Source organism: Leclercia sp. 119287 (assembly GCF_009734485.1).
Classification (GTDB): Bacteria; Pseudomonadota; Gammaproteobacteria; order Enterobacterales; family Enterobacteriaceae; genus Enterobacter; species Enterobacter adecarboxylatus_C.
The window spans coordinates 1,009,637-1,023,677 of the sequence record NZ_CP046445.1 but is presented as its reverse complement, the minus strand read 5'-3'; the positions used below and the strand labels follow the sequence as shown (position 1 = coordinate 1,023,677).

Below are 14,041 nucleotides of genomic sequence, written 5' to 3'. Positions count from 1 at the left end.
TCCGCGTTATTGTCTGTCGCAATGGCTGCTGTTTCAGCCAACAGCTTTGCTGATACAGCAGGCCCAGAACGTCATGTTCAACAATTCCTGAATGCGCTAAACGGAAGCGGAGGGAAGCCCATTGAGCAATTGTCTACTGAGGCAGCACGTCAGGTGCTGATCGATGCGCAAAAAGGGGTAACGCTGCCTGCGGCCGACGTCAATGAAAAAACGATTGAGGTTAATGGGCAAAAAATAACACTGAATATTGTGAAGCCTCATAACGCGACGGGAACATTGCCGGTATTTATGTTCTTCCACGGCGGCGGCTGGGTCCTGGGCGATTTCCCGACACATGAGCGTCTGGTTCGCGATCTGGTAAATGCATCCGAAGCGGCGGCCGTTTTTGTCAACTACACACCCTCCCCGGAAGCGCATTTCCCTGTTGCAATTAATCAGGCTTATGCCGCAACCCGCTGGGTAGCCGAGAACGGTAGTGAAATTGGCGTTGATGGCAAACGCCTGGCGCTGGTAGGTAACAGCGTCGGCGGTAATATGGTAGCGGCCGTAGCGCTTCAGGCCAAACAACATAAAACGCCTGCAATTCGCTATGACGTCATGCTCTGGCCTGTAACTGACGCGAATTTTAATACCGATTCTTATAATCAGTATGAAAACGGCTATTTTCTGACGCGCAACATGATGAAGTGGTTCTGGGACGCCTACACCACCAATGAGAGCGACAGAAATAACATCCTTGCCTCTCCGCTGCGAGCAACAACAGAACAGTTGCAAGGGTTGCCACCCACGCTGATTCAGACTGCTGAACTTGATGTGCTGCGCGATGAAGGTGAGGCTTTTGGTCGCAAACTTGACGCCGCGGGTGTAGACGTGACGGTTACGCGTTACAACGGGTTAATCCATGATTATGGTCTGCTGAACGCGCTGAGCGACGTTCCTGCCGTACGGACTGCTATTGGTCAGGCGGGTTATCAGCTGAAAGAACATTTGAAATAATGACAAGGCGACCAGCGGGGCTTACCGGCTGGTCATTCTCTACAGGTTTCCCCCGTCTTCCTGTGCCGGTTGCCTGATTCGCTCATTGTCCTCTGAAACTCATGTTCATCTTTGTAGGCCGAACAGCATATGCCCCCGCATCTACCCCAGATGCATGTAAATTGCGGGCATATCAGTAGACGCTGGAATACGAGTAATAGATTCAGAGTAACAGGGATTTTGGGGAGCTTGAGTGGACGTTGAGAGATGCTTGAGTGGTGCGATAATAGGAATGAAATACAATCACTCAACATAATGATTTTTAATCATTTATTTAATTTTTAATTTTTAACATACCCCCAAATGTACCCCCACATTGATTTTCGCACCTACCAATTGTCTATAATTCAACCAATACAAAAAATTCTGTTAACCAAATCTATGGGGATACATCATGAGTAGACAACTTGAACCAACATCCTTAATAGACATGCTGTACATGACCAATGATTCTGGCTTCACCTCCAGGTACTTTTACAAGCAGATAAAAAAGGGTTATCTGCCCGGCCCCATCAAATTCGGTCGTAGTTCTCGCTGGTTGTTGAGCGATTACCTTCAATGGAAGAATTCGCACTTGCGCCTATTTTGAGCCTAGGGCCTCTGCCAACTGGCGTTTTAATTCCCGCATTCTGCCGGGCAGAGCTGGTGGCCGTCATGCTCGAGCTTAGAAATGGTCAGCAACTCTATTTGGCGTGGCGTCATGGTGTGTTCCTCAGGCTGGTGGTCACCCGCTGCTGCCAGCCAGAGTAACTCTCCTGCTCGCGCAATTCTCTATATAAGCAGAAAAGTACCGTTTTTCTTGGGATAACGGGATGACTTCAAAATAAACAAATATTATCAATTGCTTATGCGGTTAAGTTTATCCCAAGGTTATCCCAGTTATCCCAAAAAAAGCCAATTTATCCCAAGCTTTTTAGAGCGCCGCTCTCTTTTTTGATTATTAATTGAGCGGCACAGTACTAATCTGATGCTGTTATGGTGCTTTAGTGGTGGTGGTCGCCATTAACATCCCTCAATCCCAGTGATGTAAATATGCGAATATCTCACATTTCTGGTTAACGGCGTCACCACTGGTAAACGGACTGCCGCCCCCACCTTTAGAGCCATGATTTGCTGTTAACCTGCCTGTTAACCTCTTTTTTGTTAACCCGCGTTCTGGTGGCAACCTGCCTGGCAACCTCACGTTTGGCAACCAGCGTTCTGCCGGAAACCAGTATGGAAACCACTCCTGTGGAAACCTGGCGCTCTGGTTACCAGAAGTGGTTACTGGTGCTGGTTATCGACGCTGGTATCCGGTCTGCCAGTGCCATTCTGGTGGATACCAGTGTGGATACCCCGTTTTTGGATACCGGAACTGACCTTTGCACTACATCAACGTTAATTGCCGTCCAGCGCAATATTTAAGGGCCATTAGAGCGATCCCCCGGGCAAAAATGTAAAGGCGAATAAAGGTAATTGGGCCGCTGGCCGGTGACGATGCGGATTAATTCATAAAGGGTAGAATCCTGCCCTTTAAAAAAGACTTTTATCCTCTTTTGGCGTCGCCCTCTGTCAGCCAATACAATTGGCATGCAAATCATACAGGCATGCTTTTCGATGCTGAACATCCGCAGGGCAAATCATCAGTCGGTGCGGCTATATTCACAGCACGGCATTGGAAAAACTAGTAGACGCACGCTAAAGCAGCGCAGTAATAGATACTTTGGAAACATCACTTTTCGGGAGTTTGTCAAAGTAAATTCTTGTCTTTTGGTAGTGAATTTCCAGCACCCGACGCGACAGGCGATGCCAGAGAGCAAATGTATTAAAGTACCAGTCTGCCGTTCTGCACACTCAAAGTAAATCTTCTAACCACTCGGCTTCCCTTGCGGTCCTGGCAACAAAAACACCAATTATTGAATGATTAGGTAAATGTAGCCTGATCGTAGTTTTCATTGCTTTGTAATGGCTTCCGGCTGTCAAAACATCATCAAAGATAACGATGTTGTTCCTTATACCGATCGCAGCTGCATGGTTGAAGATATAATTCTGTGCTATTTGTTCGGGAGTCGGTCGGTTACCAGTAGAATGTGAGGCTGGCATTGAGGCTTTTTGAGTAATTAGCTCTCTAAAATCGAAGCCTGGTCTATTTTGCTGGCAGAGCTCTAATACATTAATCAGCCTACTGTCATAAAGGGGGTCTGCAGGGCACTTTGAAGGCGGAATGGGAACAAATGTCAAAACATCTGTATTGCTGATAGTAGTTATTAACTCAGCAGTGCGCTTGATCGCTGCTACTTTGTATTGATATTCAGCTCTCCCCCGCCTTTCAACGCCCTTTTTGAAGTTATGAATTAAATCATTTGTAGCGCTGAAACCATAGCCTTGACGTGCTGTGTACTCACCAAAAAAGTAGCAGCGGTCATCATCATCTAAATGATAGTGCTGACCGCGCGTAAGCTCATCAATAATCGTCAGACGCATGAAAGGTCCAGATTTTTACGGATATCATCATAATCCCTAACCCTGATAGCTCCCTGCGCTTCATACTTGGCAGGCCAAGAGATCGATGGGTTTTGGAAGCATGATTCCAAAATGAATAGCTTTCTGCCCTGCGCTAACGCAGCTCTTGCCTGTGTCAGAGTTCCGGAAGTATCTGAAGCTTCGACTATAATTGTTGCTTTTGTTAAAGCAGACATTGTTACATTGCGTTCAGGGAAGAAAATGCGGTTACTGCGATAATCCTGATCTAAATAGCGTTGGAATGGAACCTGACTGATGAGTAAGTAGTTATCTCTTATGGTCTTTTGCAAATCCATATTCTGCTTAGGGTAGTTATGCGACAACGGAGTGCCGATGACAGCAATTGTTTTCCCACCCATCTCAAGCGCGGTCTTATGGGCGCAAGTATCAACACCCTCAGCCAAACCTGACACGATCGTGAACCCATCATTAACCAAGCATCTTACCAATTTCCGCGTTCTTCGAGCCCCCTCCTCAGATACTTTGCGAGAACCAACTACCGCAACTGAAGGAGTATTTACTAGGTCCCACCAGCCTTGATAGTAAAGCACCTCAATGGGATGTCGGGCATCACGTAACTTTTCTGGGTACTCTCCCGCTCCATGCACACGCACGCCAAAATCCTCAACGTTGTATTTGTTGAGAATGCTTTTCAACTTCGACTTGAAGGTATCGATCGTGCTATCTGAAACTAATTCAGACGGCAAAACGCTGCCGTGAGCATGACGAAACTTATCCGCAATCGTTTTGAAAGTTGCGCCTTGTTCCGTCCACAAGGCCTCGTAAGCAGCCATCTCCCGGAAAGGAGACACAGCACGCTCAAATGAGTTGTGTGATGCGAAATCAAGTAGTGACATAGTTTTACTCTAATTACCCTTTAAAATCCGTAGTTGTAGAACCCCATCAAATAATGTTGCTTGACGTCTACAACAACCTACTACTGTTAATAATTGCATATAACTATGGATAATGCGCGTTGTAAAGTGCTGAGTCTCACCCTTTCGCGATAGCCACAAAGTTGTCCTGTCAAGATGGATGCAGGCTGCAAAAAGATAATAAATATCCGCTCCCCCTCTCGGTAAACAGCATCAACCTAATGGAATCGTCACGTTTGCTACTATCTGTCTATCGTAACCATTGTCAGGTTTTGACAGGTACCCAGCATGGACGGGTTGGGATTTTTCCACCTTTATCCGCATCGTAGGACACCTGCTGGCCTACCAGGTTGCTTCTTAGTAGGCATTTCTATGTCCTTCTAAAATAGAAATTCTCTTTATCGAATCCCTTCATATCGGTTAGCTAGTTGCTCAGCATTCCATACGCCGGGCCCGTTACCACCGCGGATTAATCTAAATGCCGGGCTATCTTCCAGAGGACATTATTGTCCTTTGGCAGATCTGTCGGTTCGCACTTAGAAGATGGCAAAACCTTGCGAACCTGAGTGCGAACCACCAGCAGCGAACCACTGAGTAAATGATATTTACCCTGTTCCGGCTGGTAGCGCAGCTGCGGTATACTGGACAAATACACTCACCGCGCGAGAGTCCGTACGTTCACTGGCACCCTTTTGGGTGCTTTTTTATGCCTGCTGTTTGGGACGTGTCTCGAGGTTAAGTTTTATCAACCCTTCATGGGGTAAGGTAGATTTGCGCAGTATGAGGGGGGTCAGGCGTGGATTCAGGCCACCAGCCCTTAACTGGCTTGCATTCGTAGGTGGGATCGTCGCGTGCGCGCGTACTGGTCTCGAAAGTCCGCGCAGCGCGGCTTGAAGCGCAGTTACCGCATCGTATTGCGCCCATTCGTGACCGGCATCCGTACATTGACGCCCCTCAAAATTATTGACGGCGTATGGTGTCGTTTCTCTTACAGGGCAGTGCTGGCGCAGCTTCCAACTGAATACGTCATTTGAATCCGTCAAATACAGTCCAGGTAATTTCGCTTTATCTGCCGCATCGTCAATAGTAGCTCCGTGATACTGGCTGACAGACCGCTAATCATTAAACCGCTCCCTGTCACCCTGGCCGGATCGTGTGAGGATATCTCTTGGATGGTTATGCCACGCCGAATTCCTGTTTCACCTGCGAAGCGATTTGCGTTGGGGAGTCAAAGCAGTTCAGGCCTGAACTATAAAGGCTTTAATCACAGGTGATTATGCCGCCATTGGACACATGCATCGCTAACTTAATATAACAACCATACCAGTTTTAACATGCATGTACCGCATGACTTGACTACATCACTGCCCAGAGCAATTCAGTCACCCTTAGGGCAATCTTAGGGTTGTCCTGAAGCTTACTGGCTTGAACGTGTACTGCTTCCGGCTTCATCTTGTCAGCTGCATACGCCGTCCGATAAGCCTTAGAAGCATTACCCGTTTCGATAGCCTCCGTTCCTCGGTTTTGCATAAATTTATCTGTTTCTTTAGCTGGAAATGATAAAAGTCATGCATCTACCGCTGAACTTAACAGGCTTTATTGATGTAAGGACTGAATATGACCGAAGTGATTAAACGTTCAAGCAAGAACGCCGGGGATGCTGGAGAATATTACATTGCTTACATGCTTTCTCGTTTAGGCATAAGCGCCGCTCTCACAACAAGTGGTTCAAGCGCTGTCGATATCATAGCTACTGCCAATGGCTCGAAAAGCATTAGCATCCAGGTTAAGAGCTCGTGGGCACGTAGTCAGCCCCGACAATGGATGGTGGGTAAACATATGCCCGCAGCTTCTCCCAACTTCTTTTTTGTCTTCTGCAATATGTCAGAAGACATTGATGATAAGAAAGCGCCGGAGGTGTTCGTAGTCCCCAGTGATGTCGTATATAAAACATCCACTTGGCATCACAGCGCCCCCCTGCTCAAAATAAGTAAAGCTAATGAGGAGCTGTATTTCGATCGCTGGGATTACATAACCGAGGCGTTAGAAGCGAAGCCATTACATACTTGCGCCTGAGATACTGCAAAAGCCATCACGATGGGTTACCCATAGTGATGGCAAAAAGTGCTATTGACGATTTCGTCAATATTTTCAAACGGTTAAATGTTGTGTATTACTTCTTTGACAGCTCAATTTCGAGCCCTTAGGAGGACTTATGACACCATCAGATATTCAATTAATTTCAGCGGCGGCCGGACTAATAGGATCCGCTTTATCAGCTTTATGTACCTATGGTTATGAACCTTTCCATACTGCTGAGTTCTGCACGGGCAGTGAGGATATTAAAGTACTAAAAAGGAATAAATTGAGAAAGTCGGGCCAAGCTCTCGGGCTTGGCTTAATTAGCTTAAGTTTCCTCATCCAGATAATTTCTGTTATTTGATTTTCATTTATGGCATGGATGCCATCGTTAAGCCCATCCGTTGAAGAGCATTGGCGGCTGTAAATCGCAATTACCGTCTCGACAGCTCGCGCGCAATCGCGTCCAACATCTGCGGCTTCGCATCCTTGATGCCTTTTTGCAGAAACTCTTTCTTTGCAGTGGAACGTTTGAACGTCTGCGGGATATTCGGATCCTGGACGTAAATAGCGTAGTTGGCTGAGTAACCGATTCTGCCGGTGATGCGGCTGCCGCTGGCTACGACCTCGCGAAACTGGGAATTTATCAGTGTACTGGTGTCAATCGGAGTATAGAGAGCCGCGACTATCGAACCTTCATGTAACGCCGCATGAATGGCGCGAACTGCCCGGCGACCAGCCACATCGTTTATCATCCGGTGGATGTTGCGCCTGACCTTATTCATTCCCCTGGCTTTAATACCCATTACTCACCTCTCATGTTGGTGGGTACGCAGTGAAAAAGGAGCTGTTTTGGTGCGTACCTATCTGCGTACTGCGCAATGTATTTTTTTAGGACAGGCATAGCTGGTCATATCGCTGTAGCCCGCAGTGGGTATGGCCTTTCAGGCGATACAGCCTCTTTATCCGTCCAGAACAGTCCAGAATTTGATGCGTCTTATAGCTCGTGCAAGGTGTGCGTACTTCATTGCGTACCAGCATCACCTCTGCGTTTCTTCTCCAGCCAGCGGCGATAGCCCTCTAACTGCCTCGCCTTTCCCTCAGGTGTCTTTGCGCCGGTACTTCTTCCACCATGCAATTTGCAGCGCCCAGAGGAGTAGAGAGCCGTAATTTTGCAGAGGGTGCCTTTTCTGGTTGTCGCTCCGCATGTCAGATCCCGGCAGGCGGCCGGAAATGGTATGCGTCCGTCCATATCTTCAGCCCATTCCCGGTATAGTTTCCGCTTCTCATCTTCAGACATAAAACCGCCTCTCGATGTCAACTTTTGTCACCCCCTCATGGGGTAGGCTGGTGGCGTGACCACCAGCTGCCGGATGCTCAATAAGTCATTACCGTACGAGAACGCACCTTATCCCTGGCCTCTCGGCGTGCGTCTTGCGGTGGTATTACCGGTGATACTATCGGAGATAGGTCCGCCGTTATTCATATCAGCGATGAACGCCTCGATAGTCAGGCCATTGCCATTCTGAGTGGCCTGAGCGTCGTAAATCTTCTGCCCGGAAGATGCGTCGTTGAAGACAACGCTAATATTAAAGCTACCGCCCTGCATATCTTTGTTGCTGATCACCTTCCCGTTATCTCCGGGGATCATGTACTGCTTACCAGTGCTGGCGCGGTAAATCTCAGGCATGCCGCCCTCGCCGACCCGATACATGTTATCAGCGGTAACCGGCCCGCCGTTCTTCCTGGCACCAGCGACCGCCAGCGTCTTCGACAGCCCTACGGTTGAAGCTATCCCGGCCATGGCTGGAACAGAGTTCGCGCCGAAGGAGGCAAGACTCGCAAGAGCCGCTGCCGGTGCCCAGGCCGAAGCGAGAATGGCTGCCTGTGACGTACCTGCCGCTGTTGCCGCCGCCCCCAGAGTCTGCCCGATGATGAAATTTTTCAGTGCCTCAACGCCCACCTGGACAAGCGAGTTAACAACGCTGTTGAGCATCGTATTTCCGAGAGATCGCATGGCATCCTGTGCGGACATCGTTCCAGTGAGCAATCCTGTGATGGCGTTAGAGGCGTTCCCGGCAAAGGCATCAACAGCGCTGGTCAGCATGTCATACCCAAGCCCCTGCTGGCTGAGAAGCTCCCACTGCGCCGCTGTCATCTGCTCATTGAACTGGTTTTCCTGCGCCGTTCTCAGCGCAAGGTACTGCTCATCCGTGGCGGTCTTGGCGGCAATAAACTGGTCATGAGTAAGCGTCCCCTGCAGGTAGCTCTGTTTCAGTATTGCCTGTTCCTGCTGCTGGTACTGCTGCATAAGCGCCAGCTTTTGTGCGTTCTGGTTCGCCAGTTGCTGAACGGGATCAATTTCCGCCCGGGCCTCAGCTACAGGGTTTGCGGTGGCCTCCTGTGCCCGGATCCTCGCTAAATTGGCCTGGTGCTGCTGCTCCAGTTGCTCGGACTGCTTATTGTAGGCTTCCTGGTCAATTATCTGACCATCCAGCTGACGCCTGAGCCGCTCGCTGGCGTCCGTATAGGATTTGTTTTCCTTTCGTACCGGGTCATTGCTGATCGCGTCGTTGAAGTCTTTCTGGCGCTGCTGGGCATCAAACAACGTGCCGGCCAGCTCGCTGACCTTCGCTTTTTGCGCATCGGTAGCTTTTGCTCCCAGCGCGGCCACCGCATTGTATTGCGCTGCCTCCCGGGTGTTTTCGTTATACCGCATCGTCAGAACGGCGATCTGCCTTTGCAGTGAGTCGATGGTGTCATCACCGCGGGCAAAAGCGTTTTTAGGCGCTTTATCCTGCTTTTTGCGGGCTTCGGCGATCTGCTGATCCAGCACGGCGGTTGCGTCTGCGAACTTCTTATCGTCAAGCAGGCCCTTGGCTTTGTACTGGCTCAGTTGCTCGCGTTGCTTTATGAGCTTATCGACGAGTGTTTGCCCGGACTGAATAATCGAATTAGCGTTGTTCTCGGCGGTTTTCTTTTCGAGGTTGGTGATGTAGGTGGGTTTTGAGCCATCTGTCGAACCTGATGAAACCTTCCCCATGTCCGTGTAAAGCTGTTTTGCCTGTTCAAGAGCAGCAATCTGCCCTTTGATGGCATCTATCTGTGATTTTGTGCCAGCAGCAGTATAAATTGACGCTTTGGAGACACTGTTATATGCCGCTTCGGTTACAGCTAATTTTTTATTTAGTGATTCAAGTTGAGCGTCTATAGAAGTAACGGCATCCGTATTACCCGTCGCCAAGGATATTGATAGCGCCGTCTGATCCAGAAGCTTTGCAAGGTAACGCGAGGCACCAATGGCATTATCAATTTTCGATATCGCCACACCAAACTGCGTTATCAGGGCATTGGTTGCCTGGGTAACGGTGCGAGGCATCGTTTCAAACTGCTGGTTAACCTCAGCAGACTGTTTCTCAATGGCCGCCAGAACTTCACCAATATCCAGCTTTCCGGCCAGCATCAACTGCCGCAACTGGTCGTATGGGACACCCATACCCGCAGCAATTTGCCGGGCCAGCTCGGGCATTTGTTCCAGCACCGAGTTGAATTCTTCTGCCTGTATCCTCCCGGCAGCAACGGACTGCATAAACTGCCGGAGGGCGTTTGCCATTTCCTGGCTGGATGATCCGCCGATCGTGCCAATCTTCTGCAGGGTCAGCACAAGGCGGTTAACATCGCTGTTAGTAGCCCCTACGGTTTTTAGAGTTGCCGTGAGCTGTTGCCAGAGGTTCACTGTATCGCCGAGGCTGGCACCGGAAACGGAGGCTATATTCACCAGCTGCTGGAAGTTCTTGGCCCCCACCTCAGCGCTGGATGACAGGCGCGTGACCCGGGCTTGGAGTAACGTAAACTCTTCGGATACCTGCTGGAGCTTCATCAGCGCCTGGATGGAAATGTATCCTTTAACTGCTACGGCGAGGCGCGAAAAACCTCCCCCCAATTGATTCAGGCTGCTGTCTAATTTATTAGCCGACTTCTCCGTTTTTTTAACGGAGTTTTCAATTATCTTTAAAGCCTCATCGGCTTCGCGCGCTCCTGACAGGAGCTTTCTCACATCAGCATCAATATCAACATAGTAACCGCCAATCTGCTCGCTCATAGCCACCTCAATGAATACTTTTATTTTTTGCGGCAATCTGTTTGCGCAGGGAAATCTCGGTCATTTTTCTTATCGCGCTGGTGCCATGGTCTGTAAGTTGATATTCAGGGCCATCAAGGGAAATTAAGTCAGCCAGCAACCAGTAAGCTTTCTTCTCATCAGTGCGGCCGGTTTCTTTCTGTGAGGACAACAGAGCATTCCCGTATAAGCCTGCTGAAAGAAGGCTTACCTCAATATTTCCACTAACACCGTCAACGGAGAACGCATTGCTGCCGGTCTCTCTGATCAGGTCGCGGACGTATGTTTCAGCGATCACATCTGCCAGTCTTTGAAGTTGTTCCATCACTCACCCCGCTTAACAGAATCGAGCCCTTTGGCGACCAGCGCGCGGGCAATGGCGTTGATGGTTGGGGCCAATCCGACAGGTGAGCTTTTGCGTTGTTCTTCCTGCATCTCGCGTATTTCCTGCATTTGCTGCCTGTCTAATGCCACGGTCATCTGTTCTCTGCTCATTGTGTTACCCCTGATGTTTATACAGTCATCTTTATTGTAATTTATGCAATACAAATGACAACTGTTGCATAAAATGAAATGAATAAGCAGAAAAAAACCCTGCAATGCAGGGTCTTATTTGATGTTATTTGCAGGGGTTAATCGTGGGGGAAGTGTTACTGTCTGTGGGTGTTCCATCAATGGTCTTACCTTCCACTGTATATTCCACCCCGGTGGAGAAAATCCCTTTCGATTTCATAGTTAAAGCAATCACAAAGGGAGAAAAACCTGAGTATGCCCCAAAACTATTTTTCGAATTGACCTCGCCACAGACCAACATTACTACCGACCCATCTTCTTTCTCACCAACCTTTTTCGTTAAAACATCTCTAAATTGAGTCGATGCAGGATCTTTCATGTCATGAGATATTTCAGTTTTAGCCAAATCAACCGCTTTCTCTTGAGAAGGTTTGCATGCTGTGATTAAGAGACACGAAAAAAACAAAACAACACCTTTATTCATCGTCCTAATTCCCTCTGAGTGCTTTATCTTAAATTTCTAATGCCAAAAAGACGCATGGTATTCATCCTACCATCAACGCAATACTTAGGGATTGAGTAAATGCACGCCCTGCACATTACGTTATTTTCTCAGTAGAGACCGACATTATGTCGGCTGGTCTCCGCGTTTACCCTTTAACCGGAACGCGCTTCCGTTGAGTTGCGCCAGCCCCATTCTGGTGTGTGTGGCACCAGCCGCGCGGCGCACCTCTCCGAAGCCTTCAGCACGCGCAGGAGGCAGCCTGGCGCTGTCGATACACCTCGCCCGGCGCAGGGCCACCCATTCCCGATCTTTCTCATCAGCGCACTGCTCCAGCACGACCAGCCAGCGGGAAGCGGCCCGGCGATACAGCCCCTTGCCGTCCAGCTCCTCAGCCAGCAAATCACTTACCCGTTGAATATCAGTCATTGTCTGTACTCCCTCCCACCAGGTTAAGCAGTATGCCATCCAGCTCGTCACGGCCATCATGGCGCTCACTCTGTAGCAGCCATTTCAGCACGTCCACGGCCTCGCGCTGGTGGCGTGGCCGGATGATCGACAGCTTGCCGTCAAGCCAATCCTCACGGTCGTAGACCTCCTGCCGGTGCTCCGCGCCGTACTGCCACCCCAGCTCTTTGCTGGCAGTGTGGCGCATCTCATAGAGCCAGTTCCAGTATTCGAACTCACGCACCACGTCAGAAAGGGTATGAGGGTCTGGCAGGACGTCGCAAAAGCCGTTATGTGCTGCCTTCCGGGCACTTTCGACCTCAAGATGACGATCGATGCCATAGGTAGCGCCTTCGGCTAACTCCTCTTCTGTCATGCCGAAGTCATCACCCACCAGCAGCGCTGACTGGTCAATCAGTAGTTCGGCTGCCACTGGCTCCATCGCAGCATCATAGCTGCCGTAATGCGCCCTAACCTGGCGGGCACTGGCGATGCCTTCCTTTGCCCGGCTTATGAAGTACTGAGGGTCATCCATAAACATCGTCCCAAACGCCACGTTGAGCCCATCCACTCCATTGAGTAGCAGCCACTCGCGGTAAAGCCTCTCGGCGTCCTTCGGGTCAATTGTCAGCTTACTGAGAGCTTCCTCAGCTGCGGCCAGGTGCGCCGGTTCGTTCAGCTTAATCACCTCCAGCACCCACAGGTAAGCGTCAGTTTGCTTATGCCCGGTCACCACTTTCTGTTGCGGCAATGGCTTCACCGTCGCCAGCTCTGTGCTGTGCTGCGGCTCAGGGATGGTAAACAACGCAGCGTGGGCCGGGTTATCATCAAACAGGCCGCTACGCTTACAGACAGCGCGTACCGTGGTGGTCTTTATACCCATCTCACCAGCAATGCGGCCATATCCAAGGCCCCGACGTTTAAGGCGGATGATCTCCGCTTTTTGTTCAGGCGTCAGGCGCATGGTCACCCCCTGCCGTGATCTTGCCGTTCATGGCAGAGAGGTTTTCTCTCGCCATCTGCTGCTGCTCCGGCGTCACCTCTCCGACCGGTTCCCCCGCGAGGTTATAACGCGCACCGCCTGCGATCAGTGCTTTCAGGTAGCCAATGCGCCGGGTGTACATGGCAATAGCGGCCCGCACCTTCCCGGCACCGGTCAGGCTCCGGGCATCCATATCGGCGGCGATTTGCTTATCAATCCCCACCGCCAGCGGACGCGGCGTCGTCAGGCTGAAGACTTCCGGCCAGTGAGTCACCAGCAGTTCCAGCTTTTTGCGGTTGTGCCTGCTCTGCTTTGTGCCTCCTGCTGCGCCTGCGGCCTTCTGCGGGGCTTTCGATGTTGTATTCGCCTCTTTGCCTGCCGCTGCGTTTGCGGTTGCTGTGGGGCGTTTCAGGCGCAATACGGGGCGTTTGTTTTCATTCATCATTCGGCTTCCTCAGAATGGCACCTGATCATCATATGGCGGGGTCTGGTCGTAGTCCTCATAGCCCTGCACGGGTGGTCGCTGCTCCTGCGCGCGGCGCAGCGCGTCGGTTGCCTGCCCCTGCTGACCTTTCTTCCCTCCCGGGCGTGCCGTTCTGGCGCTGATCACACTGTCGGCGATCACCTGATACCCGGTCTGCGTGCCGCCGTCGTTACCCGTCCACTGGTTCACCTGCATATTGCCCGCCACGCTCACCATGTCGCCCTTCTGGTGCTTCGCCAGCGCCTCGGCCTGTTTGCCGAAGGCGGTGACCGCCAGCCAGAAGGTGGCCTCTCCGTTCTCTGCTTTCTGACACGGCAGCGCCACCGCCATGCGAGTAAATGCCATCGGTTTATCGTTGCTGGTGGTGCGGCTCTGCACATCTGCCACCAGCCGCCCGTAAGCTGAAATCTGTGCTGTCATGGGTGAAATCCTCACACTATAGAGAAAAACTGGCTCGTATCAGGCTGATTTGCGGGATAACCTGGGATAACTTTGGTATAAA

The 14,041-nt window shown here is 50.5% G+C and carries 15 protein-coding genes; 3 read left to right on the top strand and 12 right to left on the bottom strand.

From position 1 onward, the window contains the following. The first annotated feature begins 21 nt into the window (after positions 1-21). Together GNG27_RS05005 and GNG27_RS05000 are read left to right on the top strand one after the other, a co-directional pair. The gene (locus GNG27_RS05005) at positions 22-996 is read left to right on the top strand and encodes an alpha/beta hydrolase (RefSeq protein WP_370462893.1); all 975 of its coding nucleotides are present in this window, start codon (positions 22-24) and stop codon (positions 994-996) included. Between the two features lie 1,254 nt (positions 997-2,250). Beyond that, positions 2,251-2,439 (top strand): hypothetical protein, encoded by a 189-nt coding sequence (locus GNG27_RS05000; RefSeq protein ID WP_156263034.1) that lies wholly within the window; start codon positions 2,251-2,253, stop codon positions 2,437-2,439. Between the two features lie 429 nt (positions 2,440-2,868). On the opposite strand, the gene GNG27_RS23620 is transcribed toward GNG27_RS05000, so the two are convergent. Both GNG27_RS23620 and GNG27_RS04990 read right to left on the bottom strand, forming a co-directional pair. Continuing rightward, positions 2,869-3,498: a hypothetical protein gene (locus GNG27_RS23620; protein WP_156263033.1), complete on the bottom strand. Its 630-nt coding sequence runs from the start codon at positions 3,496-3,498 to the stop codon at positions 2,869-2,871. After that, on the bottom strand, positions 3,489-4,394 hold the full coding sequence (locus GNG27_RS04990) for a DNA-processing protein DprA (protein ID WP_156263032.1): 906 nt from the start codon (positions 4,392-4,394) through the stop codon (positions 3,489-3,491). The genes GNG27_RS23620 and GNG27_RS04990 overlap by 10 nt, the downstream gene beginning before the upstream one ends. Positions 4,395-6,029: 1,635 nt before the next feature. Here GNG27_RS04990 and GNG27_RS04985 point away from each other — a divergent pair. Then, positions 6,030-6,488, top strand: coding sequence for a hypothetical protein (locus tag GNG27_RS04985; RefSeq protein WP_156263031.1), 459 nt, complete (start codon positions 6,030-6,032; stop codon positions 6,486-6,488). Between the two features lie 437 nt (positions 6,489-6,925). On the opposite strand, the gene GNG27_RS04980 is transcribed toward GNG27_RS04985, so the two are convergent. From GNG27_RS04980 to GNG27_RS04945, 10 genes are all read right to left on the bottom strand, one after another. Continuing rightward, positions 6,926-7,297 (bottom strand): hypothetical protein, encoded by a 372-nt coding sequence (locus GNG27_RS04980; RefSeq protein WP_156263030.1) that lies wholly within the window; start codon positions 7,295-7,297, stop codon positions 6,926-6,928. Positions 7,298-7,515: 218 nt separating this feature from the next. Next, positions 7,516-7,743, bottom strand: a complete 228-nt coding sequence (locus GNG27_RS23825) for an HGGxSTG domain-containing protein (protein ID WP_304599206.1) — start codon at positions 7,741-7,743, stop codon at positions 7,516-7,518. A gap of 156 nt (positions 7,744-7,899) precedes the next feature. Further along, entirely contained in the window at positions 7,900-10,593 is a 2,694-nt protein-coding gene (locus GNG27_RS04975) for a tape measure protein (RefSeq protein ID WP_156263029.1), read from the bottom strand. A 7-nt stretch (positions 10,594-10,600) separates the two neighbouring features. Further along, positions 10,601-10,936: a hypothetical protein gene (locus GNG27_RS04970; RefSeq protein ID WP_156263028.1), complete on the bottom strand. Its 336-nt coding sequence runs from the start codon at positions 10,934-10,936 to the stop codon at positions 10,601-10,603. Next, on the bottom strand, positions 10,936-11,106 hold the full coding sequence (locus GNG27_RS23450) for a hypothetical protein (RefSeq protein ID WP_197090562.1): 171 nt from the start codon (positions 11,104-11,106) through the stop codon (positions 10,936-10,938). Before GNG27_RS23450 ends, GNG27_RS04970 begins: the two co-directional genes overlap by 1 nt. Before the next feature lie 124 nt (positions 11,107-11,230). Continuing rightward, a complete protein-coding gene (locus GNG27_RS04965; RefSeq protein ID WP_156263027.1) occupies positions 11,231-11,608 on the bottom strand; it encodes a hypothetical protein in 378 nt (125 codons plus the stop codon). Positions 11,609-11,752: 144 nt separating this feature from the next. Next, positions 11,753-12,055: a PerC family transcriptional regulator gene (locus tag GNG27_RS04960; RefSeq protein WP_156263026.1), complete on the bottom strand. Its 303-nt coding sequence runs from the start codon at positions 12,053-12,055 to the stop codon at positions 11,753-11,755. Then, the gene (locus GNG27_RS04955) at positions 12,048-13,037 is read right to left on the bottom strand and encodes a helix-turn-helix domain-containing protein (protein WP_156263025.1); all 990 of its coding nucleotides are present in this window, start codon (positions 13,035-13,037) and stop codon (positions 12,048-12,050) included. Before GNG27_RS04955 ends, GNG27_RS04960 begins: the two co-directional genes overlap by 8 nt. Further along, positions 13,021-13,500 (bottom strand): ProQ/FINO family protein, encoded by a 480-nt coding sequence (locus GNG27_RS04950; RefSeq protein ID WP_156263024.1) that lies wholly within the window; start codon positions 13,498-13,500, stop codon positions 13,021-13,023. The genes GNG27_RS04955 and GNG27_RS04950 overlap by 17 nt, the downstream gene beginning before the upstream one ends. A 9-nt stretch (positions 13,501-13,509) precedes the next feature. Next, on the bottom strand, positions 13,510-13,959 hold the full coding sequence (locus GNG27_RS04945) for a single-stranded DNA-binding protein (protein WP_156263023.1): 450 nt from the start codon (positions 13,957-13,959) through the stop codon (positions 13,510-13,512). Positions 13,960-14,041: the final 82 nt, after the last annotated feature.